Raw genomic sequence first — 16,886 nt, forward strand, 5'->3', positions numbered from 1 at the left:
CGGGCTAAGCGCAGCCATCAAGGGCTAGCGCAGCCAGCCCGCGTTGGTTTGCACCGGTTTTGCCGATTGCTCCTGCGCATCCACCGACCAGGGCACCTTGGCCCGCGTGAATTCCGACCAGGCCTTGAGCAGGCGCGCTTCGATGCCGACCATGGCATGGGCCTGCCAGCCGGCGATCGCCGCCGCCGCCATGCCGATGCCGGTCGAGCCCGCGTCGACGTCCGCAAGCAGCGATGTCGTCGTCGCCATGTCGTTGTAGACCCCGAGCTCCTGTTGGAGGTCGGCGAGCCTGCGCGCGAAGCGCCGCGCGGATTTGCGTTGCCCGCAAAGCGGGAGCAGAAAATCGGCGATGTAGCGTAACTTCTTCGCGGCGAGACGGACCCGGTGCCGTTCCTCCATCGGCAGCGACTTGAAGCGACGGCCGCGCTTCAGCACCTTCGCATGCTGTGCCGACAGGATGTTTCGTGCAAAATTGATCGCCGGCTCCGCCAGTTGCGCCAGACCTTCGGGAGCAACCTCGATGCGCCAGCCACGTGCTTCGATCCAGGCGCCGAGCCTAATGACGAAATACTGACATCGCCGGTCGGCGAGGGCGAGGCGGGCCTTGTCGTAACAGGCCGCGCGACGCTCGTCGGCGAGCTCACCCAGCATGTCGAAGCCGGCGACCGACGGACAGCCATCCGCGACGGTCCGCAACGTGTCCTGCCGAAACACGTCCCAATCGCGTGCGCCGGAGAGACTCCCCGCAAGCCACTTCGCCTCGGCGCGCAGCAGGTCGAGCTTGTTCAACGACACCACCGACCGCATCAGGTCGAGCGCCGATCGCAGGCGCCGTAGCGCGACGCGAAGCTGATGCATTCCCTCGGGATCGCGCCCGTCCTCGGCGGCGGGCAACGACTGCAGCAGATGCAAAAGACAGGACCGCAGAATCTCGGAAAATGCCTCATCGAGCGATGTCGATGGATCGAGACGAAGCTTCGGCGGCTTCGGTGCCCGCGGCGGTGTATCGGCCGCGAGGTCAAAGCCCCGCGCCGATTTGGTCCGGATCGAAGGTTTCACGGAACCATGCTCGGCGAGCCGCAGCGCCAACTCCCAGATGGCGGACGGGCTACCGCTCTTGAGCTCCAGCTCGATCTCGCTCACCGGCAGCGAGCGATCGCCGGATGTCAGATAGCCCTGATCGAAGGCGACCTCGATGGTGCCGGACGGCAAGTCGACGAGGCGCTGATGCCGGTGAACGTCGCTGCTGAAGACGGCCTCGACCGGGTGACGTTCGAGATCGGCTCGCAGCTTGTCTGAAACCAGCGGCATGGCCAGCGCGATGTCCGGCGCCATCGACGGGACGGCTGCCTCCCACTCGCCACGGCGCAGCGGATCGTTGCCGAATTCGGCTTTCACCGTCTGCGTGAATCGCGCGCCGCTCTGGCGAACCCTGAAGCTGAACCCGTCGCGCCGGAGCGCGCGCTTGGGCGTGTCATAATACACGGCCTTGAGATGCTTGCGCGTCCCCTTGTTGCGCGTATTCGTCGCGATGATCGGCGCATCGTTGAAACCCGCGAGGCGATCGGGAGCCACGATCAGCTTGAGTTCGATTTCGGTGGTGGGTGGCCCGGCGTCGCGGGAAGGCGGGGGTTCCGATGCAGGCGTCTTCGCTCGAGCTTCATCACCGGAGAGGCCAGCCAGCAAAGACTCGGTGTGCGAAGATGCGTTGTCAGGAAGCACGGAACCGGGCGCCTTACCAATGGCGGGAACAACGAAGCTGGATTTCTTCCCTTCCTCGGCGATCGGATGACCGCTGCCTTTCGCAAGCCGTTGTACTGGTTCGAGGGCTCGCTTGATTGCGCCAGTTTCGGACATGCACGCTTTATGACAGTTCGGTGACAGGGCGCCGACATATACCCGAGTTGACGCGCGGGGAGAAGCGCAGCCGTCGCATCTCCATTGAAATTTCCGAGCTGTGATCGATGGGTCAATCCGGGTTACGTTCATGTCCGCCGCCGGGCGCACGAGGAATCTTCTTTTCTTTCCCGGCGCTTGGTTGTGTGTTGGGAGAATTCATGCAGTTCGACACCAAGATTGCCGTTGTCATTCGCAACGACCTCCAGACCTGGCAGAAGCTCAATGTCGCATCGTTCCTGACGAGCGGCGTTGCGGCCGCCTTTCCGGAGTGCATCGGCGATGCCTATGAGGACGCCTCGGCGACGAAATATCTTGCGCTAATCGGCCAGCCGATCCTGATCTATGGTGCCGATGGTCCGGCGTTGTCGCGTGCACTCGATCGTGCACTCACGCGCAACGTTACGCCGGCGGTCTATACCGACGAGATGTTCAAGACCGCGCATGATGCCGCCAATCGCGAGGCGGTGAAGGCGGTTGCGCGTGCCGATCTCAATCTCGTCGGCATCGCGATGCGCGCCGATCGCAAGGTGATCGACAAGATCGTCGATGGATTGAAGTTTCATAGTTGAGATAGAAGCTGCTAGCCGCAAACCTCTCCCGCAAGCAAGCGGGAGAGGGAGCGCACCAAACGTCTTAACCGGGGGGCATCGTCTCGAACTTCGTCAACCCCGCATCGAGATGATCCCAGGCATACGCGCGCGCAGCGTAAGTAACCGCTTGCGGCTGGTAGCGGGCGGGCTCGTCGAGGCTCGCGGCGCGGATCGTGAAAATGTCGGGCATCGCTGCGAAGGTCATGTAAACGGCCAGGCCGCATGTGGGGCAGAAGCCGCGCGTCTTCACATTGCCGCTGTCGCCGACCATGTCCCATCTCCTGGCCTCGCCTGTCACGGTGACACCGGCGCGCGCGAACGTGGCGTACGAGCCGTGGCCGCTGCCGCTTTCACGCTGGCAGTCCCGGCACTGGCAATGGTTCGCGAACAGGGGCTCGCCGGCGATCGAATAGCGGATCGCGCCGCAGGCGCAGCCGCCGGTATAGGGCTTGTCCATCGTGATCACTCCTCAGCTGTCCTGTTACTTGCCTTCGCCGCTGATCTCGTCGAGCTGCCGGACGACCTTCTTCCAGCCGCCGCTCATGACGGTGTAGGCATTCTCGTTCCTTGGCATCACGAAGCCCGAGTGAATCAGCTGGATTCGCGTGCCGGCTTCGACCGGGGTGAGGGACCACGTCACGACCGTGTCGAGCGGGGCGCCGTAGCCGGTATTGCGCTCATCGCCGCCCTTCCAGGCGTAGACGAGGCGTCTGTGAGCCACGACCTCCAGGACGCGGCAATGGATGACGCCGTCCCAATTGCCGCCCGGCGTGGTCTGGAACGTGAAGGCCTTGCCTTCGACGGCTTCAAAGCCGGTCGGCTTCATCAGCCAGCGCGCGATCAGTTGCGCACTGGTCAGCACCTTCCAGACCGTCTCCGGCGCATGAGGGAGTACCTCATCGATGACGATGTCCCGGATGTTTTCTTGGATGTTTTCTTGAATGTTTTCTTGGGTCTCGGCTTTCAGCTCGGCTGCACTCACGAGTCGATCTCCTTCAAGAGGTCACGCAGATTCTGGAAGCGCTCGCGCCAGAAGACGCCGTAATGATCCATCCAGGTCACCAGCGGCTCGAGGCCTTGCGGAGCGGCGCGGTAATAGACGTTGCGGCCCTCGGCGCGCTCGGCGACGAGGCCCGCCTGCTTCAACGATTTCAGGTGCTGCGAGATCGCGCCCTGCGTCACGCCGCTGCCGCGCGTCAGCTCGGCGACGCTGATCTCCTTGCTGTCGAACACGCGCTCGAGCACGGCGCGGCGGGTCGGATCGGCGAGGGCACGCATCACGGCGGTGACAGGATTTGGGGCGGCTTCGATCATATCAATCAATTAGCAATTACTAATGCATTAGTCAATGCTAATTCGTTTTCCATCCCGGATCCAAAACTCGATTGACTATGACTGACTAGTCAGTCATATATGGAGGATGACGAATAGGTCTACCAAAGCAGCAAGTCGCAAACCCGAAGCTGACGGGGAAGCCCCTCCGGCATCGAACCGCGCCACACGCGCGGCGGAGCGGCGCGCGGCCATCGTCGAGGCGGCGATGGAGGAGTTCATCGTACGCGGGTTTGCCGCGACGCGGCTCGACGATATTGCCAAGCGCGCAGGCGTCGCGAAGGGCACGATTTACCTGCACTTCAAAGACAAGGAATCGATGTTCGAGGAGCTCGTGCGCACCGTGATCGTGCCAGTGGTGGCGCGGCTCAACGCACTGCCGCCGCCGACGGGCTCGGTGCGCGATCTGATCGAAACCTTTGCCGGCAACTTCCTCAAAGAGGTGATCGGTACACGGCGCGGCGATCTCGTCCGCCTGATCGTGGCCGAAGGGCCGCGCTTCCCTGCGGTGGCCGACTTCTACTACCGCGAGGTCGTCTCGCGCGGGATGGCCGGCATGCGGGCGCTGATCGAGCTTGGCATTGCCCGCGGCGAGATCCGCGAAAGAGACCTCGCACACTATCCGCAGATCCTGGTCGCGCCGGCGATGATCGCAGTGATCTGGCAGAGCCTGTTTGCACGGCACGCGCCGCTCGATGCGCAGGACATGCTGCGCGTTCATCTCGATTTGATTTTTGGCGAACGGAGGACGACATGAGGTCGTCGCAAAGAATTTTCAGATTTGCATTGGTCGCCGCGCTCGCCATCGGGCTTGCCGGCTGCAACGAGAAACGCGACCCCGGCTTTCAGGGCTGGGTCGAGGCCGACATGATCTTCGTCAGCCCCGACGAAGCGGGGCGGGTGACGAAGCTCGACGTCCGCGAGGGCGACGCGGTGAAGGTCGGCGACGCCCTTTATGACGTCGACGACGATCTCCAGCTTGCCGATCTCAACCAGACCAAGGCGACGCTGGCCAATGCACAGCAGGTGTTTGATCGCGCGGATTCCCTGCGCAAGACCGGCTCCGGCACGCAAGCCGCGCTCGATTCCGCCGTCTCGGATCTGCGGGTCGCACAGGCGCGGGTAGTGACCTCGCAGACGCGGCTGGCGCGGCGCAAGGGCTTTGCGCCGGTCGCCGGCACCATCCAGCAGATCTACTTTCGCGAGGGCGAGATGGTGGCGGCGCAGCGGCCGGTGCTGTCGATCATGCCGCCCGGCAATATGAAGCTGCGCTTCTTCGTGCCGGAGGCGGAATTGCCGAAGCTGTCGATCGGTGACGAGGTGCGCGTCGCCTGCGACAATTGCGCCGCCGATCTCACCGCAAAGATCTATTTCATCGCGACCTCGGCCGAATACACCCCGCCGGTGATCTATAGCCTCGATGAGCGCAACAAGCTCGTCTATCTGATCCAGGCGCGGCCCTCGCGGCCGGATGCGTTGCGCGTCGGACAACCGATCAACGTCTATCTCAATCCCAAAACGCCGGTGGCGGAAAAGCGATGAACGCCAGCAACGACATCGCGATCGACGTCAAGGGCCTGACCAAATCGTTCGGCGGCCGCGAGGTCGTGCACGATCTGTCGATGCAGGTGAAGCGCGGCTCGATCTACGGCTTTCTCGGGCCGAACGGTTCGGGCAAGACCACGACCATCCGCATCCTCTGCGGCCTGCTCACGCCCGACAGCGGCGAGGGTACCTGTCTCGGCTACGACATCTTGCGCGACGCCGAAAAGATCAAGCGCCAGGTCGGCTACATGACCCAGCGCTTCAGCCTGTACCAGGACCTGTCCGTGCGCGAGAATCTCGAATTCGTCGCGCGGCTCTATGGCCTCGCCGACGCACGCGGTGCGGCACGTGACATGATCAAGCGGCTCGGGCTCTCGGGCCGGGAGGAGCAACTGGCCGGCGAGCTCTCCGGCGGCTGGAAGCAGCGGCTGGCGTTGGGCGCCTGCACGCTGCCCAGCCCAAAGCTGTTGCTGCTGGACGAGCCGACGGCCGGCGTCGATCCCAAGGCGCGGCGCGATTTCTGGAACGAGATCCACGCGCTCGCAGCCGATGGGCTCACCGTGCTGGTTTCGACCCATTACATGGACGAGGCCGAGCGCTGCCACGAGATCGCCTACATCGCCTACGGCCATTTGCTGACCCACGGCACGGTGGAGGAGGTGATCGCGGGATCTGCGCTGACGACCTACACCGTAACAGGCGAGGATTTGAACGGCCTCACGGCCGCGCTCACCGGCAAGCCCGGGGTAGACATGGTGGCACCGTTCGGCACGTCGCTGCATGTTTCGGGGCGCGACGTTGCCGCGCTCGAAGCCAGCATCGCGCCGTGGCGCGACAAGAGCGGTCTGCGCTGGCACAAATCGGCGCCGTCACTGGAAGACGTGTTCATCGAGCTAATGGGCCGCTCCAAGGACAATTTCCAATGAGCACCATCGATCATCCGACCCCCGCGCACGAGATCCGCGAGCGCTTCGGCTTCTGGAAGCGCTCCTATGCGATGCTGGTCAAGGAGTTCATCCAGCTCAGGCGCGACCGCGTCTCGTTCGCGATGATCGTGATGCTGCCGGTGATGCAGCTTCTGCTGTTCGGCTATGCCATCAACACCACGCCTCACAATCTGCCGAGCGCGGTGCTGCTCCAGGAGGATTCCGATCTTGCCCGCTCGGTCCTGAAGGCGCTGGAGAATACCGCCTATTACCGCTTCATCTACGAGGTGCACGACGTCGACGAGTTCGACAACCTCCTGAAGTCAGGCAAGGTGCTGTTCGGCGTGGAGATCCCGCGCGGTTTCGAGCGCGCGGTGCGGCGCGGCGACAAGCCGGCGCTGCTGGTTGCTGCCGATGCCACCGATCCCGTTGCGGCGAGCGCCGCACTCGGCTCGCTCGGCATGATCGTGCAGACCGCGCTGGCGCACGATCTCTATATCGGCAATCCCCCGGAAATGCCGTTCGAGATCCGCGCGCACGCCCGCTACAATCCGGCTGCGAACTCCAGCCTCAACATCGTGCCGGGCCTGGTCGGCACCATCCTCACCATGACCATGCTGATTTTCACCGCGCTCTCGGTGACGCGAGAGGTCGAGCGCGGCACCATGGAGAGCCTCTTGTCGATGCCGATCAAGCCGGTCGAGGTGATGTTCGGCAAGATCATCCCTTACGTGCTGGTCGGTTTCGTCCAGGCCTTCCTGATCATCGGCATCGGCGTGTTCCTGTTCGGCGTGCCCGTGCTCGGCAATCTGTTCCTGCTGGCGCTGCTGTCGACGCTGTTCATCACCACCAATCTGTCGATCGGCTACACGATCTCGACGCTGGTGCAGAACCAGCTCCAGGCCATGCAGATGTCGATGATGTTCTTCCTGCCGAGCATCCTGCTGTCCGGCTTCATGTTCCCGTTCGCGGGCATGCCGAATTGGGCGCAATATGTCGGCGAATGCCTGCCGCTGACGCATTACTTGCGTATCGTTCGCGCCATCATGCTGAAGGGCGCGTCTATGCCAAATCTGCGCTTCGATGCGGCCGCGCTCGTCATCCTGATGCTGGTTGCCATGACTATCGCCGTGACGCGCTTCCGCCGCACGCTGGATTGAGGCAGACTGTCCCGGAATCGAGGGGGTGGAATGGTCAGCTTGGTCAGCGGGGAAGCCCGGCAGAAAGCCGTCTTGTCGGAGGCGTTCGAGCGCGAGCTGACGCGCGAGGTGCTGCGCACCGAGCTGTTGCGGGTGAAGGCGCTGATCGCCACCGGCTTGGCCATGATGGTCTTGCTCACGGCAACTTTCGTGATCGACCCTGCCATCGTGAACCGGATCTGGCGCGGGACGGAGGGCATATTCCGCGAATACGTGCTTTTGGTGGGCTTTCTGCTGTTCGAGGTCTGGGTCCACGGCCAGATCAGGCGAAATCTCAAGCTCGATCGCGACCTGCCGGTGATCAGGCGCTATATCGGTGCAACAATCGAAACGTCGCTGCCGACGCTCATCCTGATCCTCCAGATCCGCAGCATGGGTGCAAGCCAGGCACTCGGCTTCGTGTTGCCGTTGGCCTATTTCATCTTCGTCATTCTTTCGACGCTGCGGCTCGATTTCTGGCTGTCCACCTTCACGGGATTTGTCGCCGCAGCCGGGCTGCTGGCCGTCGCGCTGTATTACAATTCAGCCAGCGACGCCGGCGAACCGCTGATCTATTTCCACGCCGTGCGTAGCCTTGTGATCCTGGTCTGCGGCGTGCTGGCGGGCTCAGTCGGCGCACAGTTGCGGCGGCAGTTTGCCGCGAGCATCGCGGCGGCCACCGCGCGCGACCGGGTCACCAATCTGTTCGGCCAGCACGTCTCGCCGCAGGTGGTCGAGCGGCTGATGGCGGAAGGCACCAGCGCTGCGGGCGATCTTCGCCGTGTCGCCGTGATGTTCGTCGATTTCCGCGGCTTTACCGCCGGCGCGCAGTCGCGCACGCCGCAGGAGGTCGTCGACCGGCTCGACGGCGCTTTCGCGGTGCTGGTCGATGTTCTCGACCGCCACGGCGGCATCGTGAACAAGTTTCTCGGCGACGGCTTTCTCGCTCTGTTCGGCGCGCCGCTGGAGGCGTCCGATGCAGCGCATCGTGCGGTCGCCGCAGGCCGCGAGATGCTGACCGCGATGGACCACATCAATGCGCAGACGAGCTGGCTGCTGCGTATCGGCATCGGCATCCATTTCGGCGAGGTCGTCGCCGGCAATATCGGCTCGCCCCGGCGCAAGGAATACACTGTGATCGGCGACACCGTAAACTTCGCCTCGCGGCTGGAGGCGCTCAACAAGGAGTTCGGCTCGCAGCTCCTAATCTCGGCGTCCGTGCGCGAGGCGCTGGGCGACGACGGCGAGGATGCGGTCGCGCTCGGCGAGGTCACGGTGCGCGGTTACGAGCAGCCGGTCGCGGTGTTTCAACTGGGATGAGGGACGCTGCTCGCGTTTCTTTGAACGCGCGGCTGAAATATTTCACGTGACATTCCGCTCTTGCACTCAGGACGTCGAAAACCTGTCGATGTCCGTTTGTCACGCGGAGGAAATCCATGACTCGACTGACCTTCGTCTCAGCCGCCCTGATCGCCGCTTCGGTCTATCAAACCCAGGCCGCAGCCGCCCGCGATGTCGCGCCCGTGCGGCGTGCGTCAACCCACGCAACGGCGGATTGCGTCAGGGCTCCCGCAGTGGGCGCCTATGCCACGGCGCCCTACAAGGAGCCGCCCTGCATGCCCAAGACCACGAACTGACGATCGACACAGGCGAGGCCGGGTTGGCGAAGTCCGCAACCCGGCCTCGCGCTCGTTCCGCGAGGACTCCGGCCTCAAGGTAGCGCTTGACTCCACTTTCATCTAGTCATCTATATGACTATATGAATTCAGCCCCGCGCGACGACCGCCTGCCACGCTACCAGCGCCTGCGCGACGACCTCGCGGCGCGGATCAACCGCAATGAATGGCGGCCGGGCGAGCCGATTCCGTCGGAGGCCGAGCTTGGCGCCCATTACGGCGTCGCCATCGGCACCGTGCGCAAGGCGATCGACCAGCTTGTTGCCGATGCGGTGCTGGAGCGGCAGCAGGGCCGCGGCACCTTCGTGCGCCGCGCGCGTTTCAACTCCTCGCTGTTCCGTTTCTTCCGCTTCCAGTCCGAAAGCGGCGAGCGGCGCGTGCCGAAGAGCCGCATCATCCGGCGCAAAAGCGTAGCGGCGACATCGGCCGTGGCATCGGCTTTGCGTATTCCGGTCGGCGAAGCCGTGATCAGCCTGTCGCGCCTACGGCTGATCGACGACGTGCCGCTGCTCGCCGAAGAAATCTGGCTCCAGCAATCGCGCTTCGCAAAAATCCTCGAGATCGACACGGCCGAGTTCGGTGACTTGCTGTATCCGCTCTACGAGGAGCGCTGCGGCGAGGTCGTGGTCTCCGCCGAGGAAATCCTGACGGTCGAGGCCGCCAACGAGATGCAGGCGCGATTGTTGCGGCTCGAGGCCCACGCGCCGCTGATCGTGATCGAGCGCCTCGCGCTCGATCTGGAGCGGCGGCCGATCGAATGGCGCCGCTCGCGCGGGCCCGCGGATCGCTTCCGCTACCACGCCGAGATCCGGTGACCGCGACTTTCAACGACACCAAGCAATAAACGATTACAGGGGAAACAATGTCAAACTGGTACAGCGAATGCTCGCCGCTCGAGAAGCGGACCTTTTGGGCAAGCTTTGGCGGCTGGGCGCTGGATGCGCTCGACGTCCAGATGTTCGGCCTTGCCATCCCCGCGCTGATCGCGGCCTTCGGCATCAGCAAGGCCGATGCCGGCCTGCTCGGCTCGGTCACGCTGTTCTTCGGCGCATTCGGCGGCTGGCTCGGTGGCGCGCTCGGCGATCGCTACGGCCGCGTCAAGGCGCTCCAGATCACGGTCGCGACTTTCGCGCTCGCGACCTTCGCCTGCGCATTCGCGATGAGCTACACCCAGCTTCTGATCCTCAAGGCCGTCCAGGGCCTCGGCTTCGGCGCCGAATGGGCCGTCGGCGCGGTGTTGATGGCCGAAATCATTCGTCCCGAGCATCGTGGCAAGGCGCTCGGCTCGGTGCAGAGCGCCTGGGCGATCGGATGGGGCGCGGCGGTGCTGTTGTCGGCGCTGGTCTTCACCTACGCGCCGGCGGACATCGCCTGGCGCATCCTGTTTGCGATCGGTTTGTTGCCGGCGCTCCTCATCATCTTCATCCGCCGCGGGCTGAAGGAGCCGCCGCGCGCTGTTGCAAGGGACGCAGAAACACGGTTCCTCGCCACGCTCGCCGGCATCTTCCACCGCGACGTGCTGCGCTCGACCCTGGTCGGCGGCCTGTTCGGTATCGGCGCCCATGGTGGCTATGCCGCGCTGACGACGTTCCTGCCAACTTACCTGCGCGAGGTGCGCCACCTGTCGGTGCTCGGCTCCAGCTTCTATCTCGCCGTCATCATCGTCGCCTTCTTCTGCGGCTGCGTCGCCAGCGGGATCATCAGCGACCGGATCGGCCGCAGGGCCAATGTCGCGTTCTTTGCCAGCGCCTGCATCGCCACCGTGCTGGTCTACATCTTTGCGCCCCTGACCAATGGCGAGATGCTGGTGCTCGGCTTTCCGCTCGGCTTCTTCTCGGCCGGTATTCCCGCCAGCATGGCGGCGCTGTTCAGCGAGCTCTATCCGGCCGGCGTGCGCGGCACCGGCGTCGGCTTCTGCTACAATTTCGGCCGCGTCGTCTCCGCCGCGTTTCCTTTCCTGGTCGGCTTCCTCAGTGATCGCATCGGTCTCGGGCCCGCGATCGGCATCGACGCGGCGTTTGCCTATGCGTTGGTGCTGATCGCGGTGCTGCTCCTGCCCGAGACCCGCGGCAAGGTGTTCGAGCAAACCGCGCCGGCGCGCGTCTGACGGGAATGGGGAGGAACGACCATGACATTGCCCCAACACGGCCTGACGCGCCGCCAGTTTGGTGCGGGCCTCGCATCGCTTGCCACCGCGGTCGCGACCACAGCCAGGAGTGAGGCGGCCTTGCCTGTTATCGACACCCACGCCCATGTCTTTCATCGCGAGCTCAAGCTCGCGCCGGGCCGGCGTTATGCGCCGGACTACAACGCGCCGTTGTCGCTCTATCTCGAGCAGCTTGACCATAACGGCATCACCAATGGCGTGCTGGTGCAGCCGAGCTTTCTCGGCACCGACAATTCCTATCTCGTCGACTGCCTGAAGCAGGCCAACGGCCGCCTGCGCGGCATTGCCGTCGTCGATCCCAAGGTCTCTGCAGACGAGCTGAGCGAGCTCGATCGCGCCGGCATCGTCGGCATTCGCCTCAATCTCGTCGGTCAGCCCTTGCCCGATCTCGCCGCGGGCGAATGGAAGGGATTGCTGGCGAAGGTGAAATCGATGGGCTGGCAGGTCGAGATCCAGCGCAATGCCTCCGATCTCGCCGTGCTCGCGCCGCAGTTGCTCGATCGCGGCGTCACCGTCGTGCTCGATCACTACGCGCTGCCTGATCCAAAACTCGGCGTCACCGATCCCGGCTTTCAATCCGTGCTGAAGTTAGGGGCGACGAAGAACATCTGGGTCAAGATCTCAGCGCCTTATCGCAACGGTGCTGCGGGCGAGAGTTTTGCGAAGGAAGCCTATCCTCTGCTGCGCGGTGCCTACGGCCTCGATCGCCTGCTGTGGGGCAGCGACTGGCCGCACACGCAGTTCGAGGCGACGCAGAGCTACGCGAAGAACCGGCAATTCCTCGACACACTGATCGTCGACAAGAGCGAGCGCGCGCAAGTTCTGGCATCACCGCGACCTCTCTTTCGCTTCTGATCTCTCATCCGCGATTGCTCCGATTGCACCGAATTTTGGGGCATGACGGGTGATGTTGAGGGCTTGTAGAGTGCTGCGCGAGGCGGCCGGAGGCGGCCGCCATTTGCGTGAGGATTTTGCATGCAGCGCCGCTACATCACCGTCGACGTGTTCACCGACCGCGCCTTCGGCGGCAACCAGCTTGCCGTGGTGCTCGACGCCGCTGGGCTTTCCACGCAGCAGATGCAGGCGATTGCCACCGAGTTCAACTATTCCGAGACCACCTTCGTGCTGCCGCCGCGCGACAAGGCCAACGATGCCGAGGTGCGCATCTTCACGCCGGTAAGGGAGATGCCGTTCGCCGGCCATCCGAATGTCGGCACCTCCTTCGTGCTGGCGAGCCTCGCGAAAGATCCGAAGCCGCGATTGCTGTTCGAGGAGATAGCCGGGTTGGTCCCGGTTGATATCGTGCGGGAGCAAGGAAGGGTGGTCAGCACCGAGCTCACCGCGCCGCAGCCGCTGTCGCGACTGGCGGAGGTTTCCGCCGCCGACGTTGCAGCCTGCATCTCCTTGACTGCCGATGACATCAGGACCGATCACCATGCGCCGCAAGTCGTCGGCGTCGGAACGCCGTTCCTGGTGGCGGAGCTGCATTCGCGCGATGCGCTCAAGCGAGCGAGGCCCGACGCGGCCGCGTTCGGCGGGGTCTTGCCGCGCGACGAGGCCCGCTCGGTGTGGTTCTACACGCGCGACGTGCCCGCGACGGAGGCGCCGTGCGAGCGCCAGGCGCGCATGTTCATGCGCGGCGCCAGCGGTCTCACCGAGGATCCCGCCACCGGCAGTGCGACGGTCGCGGCCGCCGCCCTGTTCGCCGATCTCGATTCCACGCGCGACGGTGAATTGAAGCTCACGGTCGGCCAGGGCTTTGACATGGGCCGGCCCAGCATCCTCCAAACGCGCGTGCGCAAGCAGGACGGCAAGATCGTCTCCGCCCATGTCGGCGGCAGCTGCGTGCAGATGATGGAGGGGACGTTCAAGCTGGCGGGGGAGGGGTAAGTCGTCATTTCGGGGCGCGCGCGAGCTGTCTCCGCTCGTCATTCCGGGGCGCGACGAAGTCGTGAGCCCGGAATCCATTCATCCACCAACTCTGAGGCTCGATGGATTCCGGGCTCGTGCTGCGCACGCCCCGGAATGACGAGAGTAGCTACACCTGCCGCCCCGCCAGATTCTTCACCGCCACCCCATCGCGCTCCTCGATGATCTCCGCGATCATCTGGCGGTGGCAGTGGGTGTGGTCGCGCTCGTAGCAGAGCAGGCAGACGGGACCGGCCTTCTTCACCAGCGCCGAGAGCTCGTCCATCGCTTCTCTCGCCTCAGGCGCCTTCAAGTGCTGTGAGTAGATCTTCTCCAGCGCATCGTATTGCCCGCTGCGCGCGGCGAGGCGGCCTTCCCTGGGTGTGCCCAGCGCTGCAAGATGGACATAGGCGATGCCGCGTTCGTCCAAGCCTGCGGCAAGCTGCTTCTTGGAAAAGCCCGGCCGCCGCGACGATGTTACCGCGCGCACGTCGACCACGAGCTTGACGCCGGCCTGCTCAAGCTCATCGAGCACGGCCTTGGGCGGCGTCTGCTCATAGCCGATGGTGAAGAGCTTCTTCGCTCTGGCCATGAATGATCCTCAGCTCACCCGCGCGATCAGCTCCATGGCGCCGTGCGGCGCGCGCACCTTGCCCTCGTGAATGACATAGGCGAACACGTCGCGCGGCTCCTTGTTCGGCTTCGCCTTGTCGACCTTCGGCAAATCATCGGGTTCACCTCCCGCGGCCCAGGCCTGAAAGCGCTCGGCCCAGGCATCGAGTTGCTTCGGCGGATAACACGTCTTGATCTCGTCATTGCCCTTCTGCAGCCGGGCATAGACGAAATCGCCGGCGACGTCGGCGATGGCAGGATATTTGCCGTGCTCGGCGAACACCACGGGCGTCCCGAATTCGCGGATCAGCGCGATGAAATCAGGTGTGCAGAAACTGTCGTGGCGCACCTCCACCACGTGGCGCAGCGCGCGGCCCTCGAGCTTGCGCGGCAACAGCTCCAGAAACTTGCCGAAATCGGCGCCGTCGAATTTCTTGGTCGGCGCGAACTGCCACAGCACGGGCCCGAGATGGTCGCCGAGCTCCAGCACGCCGGAATCATAGAACCGCTTGACGGAATCGCCGGCCTCGGCGAGCACGCGGCGGTTGGTGGCAAAGCGGGGCCCCTTCACCGAGAACACAAAACCATCCGGCACGTCGGCTGCCCATTTGCGAAAGCTCTCCGGCTTCTGCGAGCCGTAATAGGTGCCGTTGATCTCGATCGAGGTCAGCTTCGAGGCCGCATAGGATAGCTCCTTCGCCTGCGTCAGCTTCTCCGGATAGAACACGCCGCGCCAGGGCTCGAAGGTCCAGCCGCCGATGCCGATGAAGATGTTGCCGGATTTTTTGGTCGCGGTTTTTGCTTTGGCCACGGAGGGATCTCGCATCGACGGGGAGGGGAGGTCTGCATCCTAGTCAAACCAGAAGTGATTGGCCAGTTGTCGTGTCCCGTCTAAGCTCGCGAAGAAATCTGCGCAAAAAGGAGAAACAAGATGCGGACGCTGATGCTGGGAGCGGCACTCGTCATGATGACATCTGCTGCCATGACATCTGCGGCTTTGGCTGACGATGACGATGCGAAGGGCGCGCAGAAGCTCGCTATGCAGGGCCGCGACGATTACTGGCATTGCCTGGCGCGGGAATATTCGCGCGACAGCAATCAGGGACTGTCGGAACAGGATTTCGGCCGGTCGGTTGCGGGAGCCTGTCCGTCGGAGCGGCAATATTACCGGGTGGCGCTGCTCGACTATCTCACCTCCCAATATCCGAACATCGAATCCGGCGCCCATCTCGCGACCGCAAACAGAGCGGTGGAGGCGGCGCAAAAGGACATCGTGACCGCCTTCGTCAAGCACCGGCCGCCGCAGAAATGAGGGGGTGGCGAATGGCGAATGGCGAGTAGGGACGAAAGACGGGCCTGCCCTATTCGCTACTCGCCATTCACCATTCGCTCCCTTCGCCAAGCCCTTCCGGCCGCGTGTTCATCCGTGGTATGACTGGCTGCATCTGGAACGGGGACGGGCTGGCATGTCGTCTGAGTCGGTAGGTGGCATCTGTGGCGTGATCGTCGCGGCGATTGTGCTTGCGGCCGCCATCGTCTTCGGGCCGATCGGGCAGTACGGCAAGCCGCCGAAGCCGGCCAAGGTCGAGCCGGCCCCTTCCGCCATGGCGCCCGCAGCCCCTGCGGCGCCGGCGCCGCGGGGCCCCGTGATCCGGGAAGTCCCGAACCAGTAGCGGCCCGAAAAAGAGCGCTTCAGCCCCTTGCGAAGCGGCCGTGTCGTCCCCATTTAGTTGATAACGGCAACGTTGAGTGACATTCTCCGTTGCTGGGACGACCTTGGAATAGCTTGGGCTCGCGCCGGATGTACGCGCGGTCCGCCGTTCCGGGGTCGTTGGCATTTTAGGGCCCCTTTGGGCCGTTCCCCCAGACCCCCGGCTTGGCATCACACGACGCTGCGGTTATACGCTGCCGTCATGAACGAAGCGATCAGACCGGGCGTCGACAGCCAGGCTCAAGAGGGGCCCGAACTGTCGGTCATCGTCCCGACCTTCAACGAGCGCGATAACGTCACGGTGCTGTACCGGCGGCTGGAGGCGACGCTCGTCAACGTCGCCTGGGAGGTTGTGTTCGTCGACGACAATTCGCCCGACGGCACCTCGGATGTGGTGCGGGCGCTGGCGCTGCAGGACAGCCGCGTGCGCTGCATCCGCCGTATCGGCCGCCGCGGCCTGTCGGGCGCCTGCATCGAGGGCATCCTGGCCTCCAGCGCGCCTTACGCCGCCGTGATCGACGCCGACCTCCAGCACGACGAGACGCAGCTGCCGAAGATGCTGTTGCTGCTTGCAAGCGATCAGGCCGACCTCGTCGTCGGCAGCCGCTACATCGAGGGCTACAAGAGCGAAGGTTTCAACAAGCAGCGCGCCGGCGCCAGTGCGCTGGCGACCGAGGTCGCGAGGAAGATGCTCCGGGTCGAGATCGCGGATCCCATGAGCGGCTTCTTCATGGTTCGCCGCGACCGTTTCGAGCAATTGGCGCCAAAACTGTCGGTGCACGGCTTCAAGATCCTGCTCGATCTCGTCGCAAGCGCGCAGGGCAATTTGCGCGCGGTCGAGATTCCCTACACCTTCGGCGCCCGCCAGCATGGCGAGAGCAAGCTCGATTCCATGGTGGCGCTCGACTTCCTTGGCCTGGTGCTGGCGAAGCTGACCAACGATATCGTCTCGCTGCGTTTCATCCTGTTCGCGATGGTGGGTGGCATCGGCCTCGTGGTGCATCTCACCACGCTGTTCATCGCGCTCCAGCTGATCAAGGTGCCGTTCGCGGAGGCGCAGGCCGCCGGCGCCATCGTCGCCATGACCACCAACTTCGTCCTCAACAACTTCCTCACCTATCGCGACCAGCGGCTGAAGGGCTTTGCGATCCTGCGCGGCCTGATCATGTTCTATATCGTCTGCAGCGTCGGCCTGCTCGCCAATGTCGGCGTTGCTTTCTCGGTCTACGACCAGGAGCCGATCTGGTGGCTGGCGGGCCTCGCCGGCGCGCTGATGGGCGTAGTGTGGAATTACGCGATGTCCGGACTGTTCGTCTGGCGCAAGAAATAGCGCGTCAAGGCT

The 16,886-nt window shown here is 64.1% G+C and carries 20 protein-coding genes; 14 read left to right on the plus strand and 6 right to left on the minus strand.

Going from position 1 to position 16,886, the window contains the following annotated elements; translation table 11 throughout:
* Nucleotides 1–24: 24 nt before the first annotated feature.
* Nucleotides 25–1,857 carry a CYTH and CHAD domain-containing protein gene (locus tag ABIC09_RS08815; RefSeq protein ID WP_354109026.1) on the minus strand — a complete coding sequence of 611 codons (1,833 nt, stop codon included), beginning with the start codon at nt 1,855–1,857 and terminating at the stop codon, nt 25–27.
* Between the two features lie 200 nt (nt 1,858–2,057).
* On the opposite strand from ABIC09_RS08815, the gene ABIC09_RS08820 reads away from it, so the two are divergent.
* Nucleotides 2,058–2,468: a DUF2000 family protein gene (locus tag ABIC09_RS08820; RefSeq protein ID WP_354083864.1), complete on the plus strand. Its 411-nt coding sequence runs from the start codon at nt 2,058–2,060 to the stop codon at nt 2,466–2,468.
* Between the two features lie 64 nt (nt 2,469–2,532).
* On the opposite strand, the gene ABIC09_RS08825 is transcribed toward ABIC09_RS08820, so the two are convergent.
* Genes ABIC09_RS08825 through ABIC09_RS08835 form a run of 3 tightly spaced genes read right to left on the minus strand, consistent with a single transcriptional unit; the run spans nt 2,533 to nt 3,803 of the window.
* A complete protein-coding gene (locus ABIC09_RS08825; RefSeq protein ID WP_354033311.1) occupies nt 2,533–2,946 on the minus strand; it encodes a GFA family protein in 414 nt (137 codons plus the stop codon).
* 24 nt (nt 2,947–2,970) lie between these two features.
* Nucleotides 2,971–3,471: an SRPBCC family protein gene (locus ABIC09_RS08830; RefSeq protein ID WP_502916411.1), complete on the minus strand. Its 501-nt coding sequence runs from the start codon at nt 3,469–3,471 to the stop codon at nt 2,971–2,973.
* Nucleotides 3,468–3,803, minus strand: a complete 336-nt coding sequence (locus ABIC09_RS08835) for an ArsR/SmtB family transcription factor (RefSeq protein ID WP_354109027.1) — start codon at nt 3,801–3,803, stop codon at nt 3,468–3,470. The genes ABIC09_RS08830 and ABIC09_RS08835 overlap by 4 nt, the downstream gene beginning before the upstream one ends.
* 106 nt (nt 3,804–3,909) lie before the next feature.
* Between ABIC09_RS08835 and ABIC09_RS08840 the strand changes: the two genes are divergently transcribed.
* From ABIC09_RS08840 to ABIC09_RS08885, 10 genes are all read left to right on the plus strand, one after another.
* A complete protein-coding gene (locus ABIC09_RS08840; protein ID WP_148751524.1) occupies nt 3,910–4,578 on the plus strand; it encodes a TetR/AcrR family transcriptional regulator in 669 nt (222 codons plus the stop codon).
* Nucleotides 4,575–5,363 carry an HlyD family secretion protein gene (locus tag ABIC09_RS08845; RefSeq protein ID WP_148751525.1) on the plus strand — a complete coding sequence of 263 codons (789 nt, stop codon included), beginning with the start codon at nt 4,575–4,577 and terminating at the stop codon, nt 5,361–5,363. The genes ABIC09_RS08840 and ABIC09_RS08845 overlap by 4 nt, the downstream gene beginning before the upstream one ends.
* Nucleotides 5,360–6,292, plus strand: coding sequence for an ABC transporter ATP-binding protein (locus ABIC09_RS08850; protein WP_354109028.1), 933 nt, complete (start codon nt 5,360–5,362; stop codon nt 6,290–6,292). The genes ABIC09_RS08845 and ABIC09_RS08850 overlap by 4 nt, the downstream gene beginning before the upstream one ends.
* Nucleotides 6,289–7,452 carry an ABC transporter permease gene (locus ABIC09_RS08855; protein ID WP_354033313.1) on the plus strand — a complete coding sequence of 388 codons (1,164 nt, stop codon included), beginning with the start codon at nt 6,289–6,291 and terminating at the stop codon, nt 7,450–7,452. Before ABIC09_RS08850 ends, ABIC09_RS08855 begins: the two co-directional genes overlap by 4 nt.
* A gap of 30 nt (nt 7,453–7,482) precedes the next feature.
* Nucleotides 7,483–8,790 (plus strand): adenylate/guanylate cyclase domain-containing protein, encoded by a 1,308-nt coding sequence (locus ABIC09_RS08860; protein ID WP_354109029.1) that lies wholly within the window; start codon nt 7,483–7,485, stop codon nt 8,788–8,790.
* Nucleotides 8,791–8,906: 116 nt separating this feature from the next.
* Nucleotides 8,907–9,107: a hypothetical protein gene (locus tag ABIC09_RS08865; RefSeq protein WP_148751529.1), complete on the plus strand. Its 201-nt coding sequence runs from the start codon at nt 8,907–8,909 to the stop codon at nt 9,105–9,107.
* Nucleotides 9,108–9,229: 122 nt separating this feature from the next.
* On the plus strand, nt 9,230–9,961 hold the full coding sequence (locus ABIC09_RS08870; RefSeq protein WP_354109030.1) for a GntR family transcriptional regulator: 732 nt from the start codon (nt 9,230–9,232) through the stop codon (nt 9,959–9,961).
* 47 nt (nt 9,962–10,008) lie between these two features.
* Complete coding sequence (locus tag ABIC09_RS08875) at nt 10,009–11,253, plus strand: MFS transporter (protein WP_354109031.1); 1,245 nt, start codon at nt 10,009–10,011, stop codon at nt 11,251–11,253.
* 21 nt (nt 11,254–11,274) lie between these two features.
* Complete coding sequence (locus tag ABIC09_RS08880) at nt 11,275–12,168, plus strand: amidohydrolase family protein (RefSeq protein ID WP_354109032.1); 894 nt, start codon at nt 11,275–11,277, stop codon at nt 12,166–12,168.
* Between the two features lie 120 nt (nt 12,169–12,288).
* Complete coding sequence (locus ABIC09_RS08885; protein ID WP_354109033.1) at nt 12,289–13,203, plus strand: PhzF family phenazine biosynthesis protein; 915 nt, start codon at nt 12,289–12,291, stop codon at nt 13,201–13,203.
* A gap of 148 nt (nt 13,204–13,351) precedes the next feature.
* Here the strand turns inward: ABIC09_RS08885 and ABIC09_RS08890 are convergent, their stop codons facing one another.
* Nucleotides 13,352–13,813, minus strand: coding sequence for a DUF488 domain-containing protein (locus ABIC09_RS08890; RefSeq protein WP_354109034.1), 462 nt, complete (start codon nt 13,811–13,813; stop codon nt 13,352–13,354).
* A 9-nt stretch (nt 13,814–13,822) separates the two neighbouring features.
* Entirely contained in the window at nt 13,823–14,659 is an 837-nt protein-coding gene (locus ABIC09_RS08895; RefSeq protein WP_148751535.1) for a DUF72 domain-containing protein, read from the minus strand.
* Nucleotides 14,660–14,764: 105 nt separating this feature from the next.
* Here ABIC09_RS08895 and ABIC09_RS08900 point away from each other — a divergent pair, with 105 nt between their 5' ends.
* The 3 genes from ABIC09_RS08900 to ABIC09_RS08910 all read left to right on the plus strand — a co-directional run bounded on the left by ABIC09_RS08900 (nt 14,765) and on the right by ABIC09_RS08910 (nt 16,874).
* Nucleotides 14,765–15,145, plus strand: a complete 381-nt coding sequence (locus ABIC09_RS08900; RefSeq protein WP_354033320.1) for a hypothetical protein — start codon at nt 14,765–14,767, stop codon at nt 15,143–15,145.
* A gap of 154 nt (nt 15,146–15,299) precedes the next feature.
* Nucleotides 15,300–15,506, plus strand: coding sequence for a hypothetical protein (locus ABIC09_RS08905; protein ID WP_148751537.1), 207 nt, complete (start codon nt 15,300–15,302; stop codon nt 15,504–15,506).
* Nucleotides 15,507–15,746: 240 nt separating this feature from the next.
* Nucleotides 15,747–16,874, plus strand: a complete 1,128-nt coding sequence (locus tag ABIC09_RS08910) for a glycosyltransferase (protein ID WP_354033322.1) — start codon at nt 15,747–15,749, stop codon at nt 16,872–16,874.
* Nucleotides 16,875–16,886 lie beyond the last annotated feature (12 nt).

This window comes from Bradyrhizobium sp. S3.12.5, assembly GCF_040548225.1.
Classification (GTDB): Bacteria; Pseudomonadota; Alphaproteobacteria; order Rhizobiales; family Xanthobacteraceae; genus Bradyrhizobium; species Bradyrhizobium cytisi.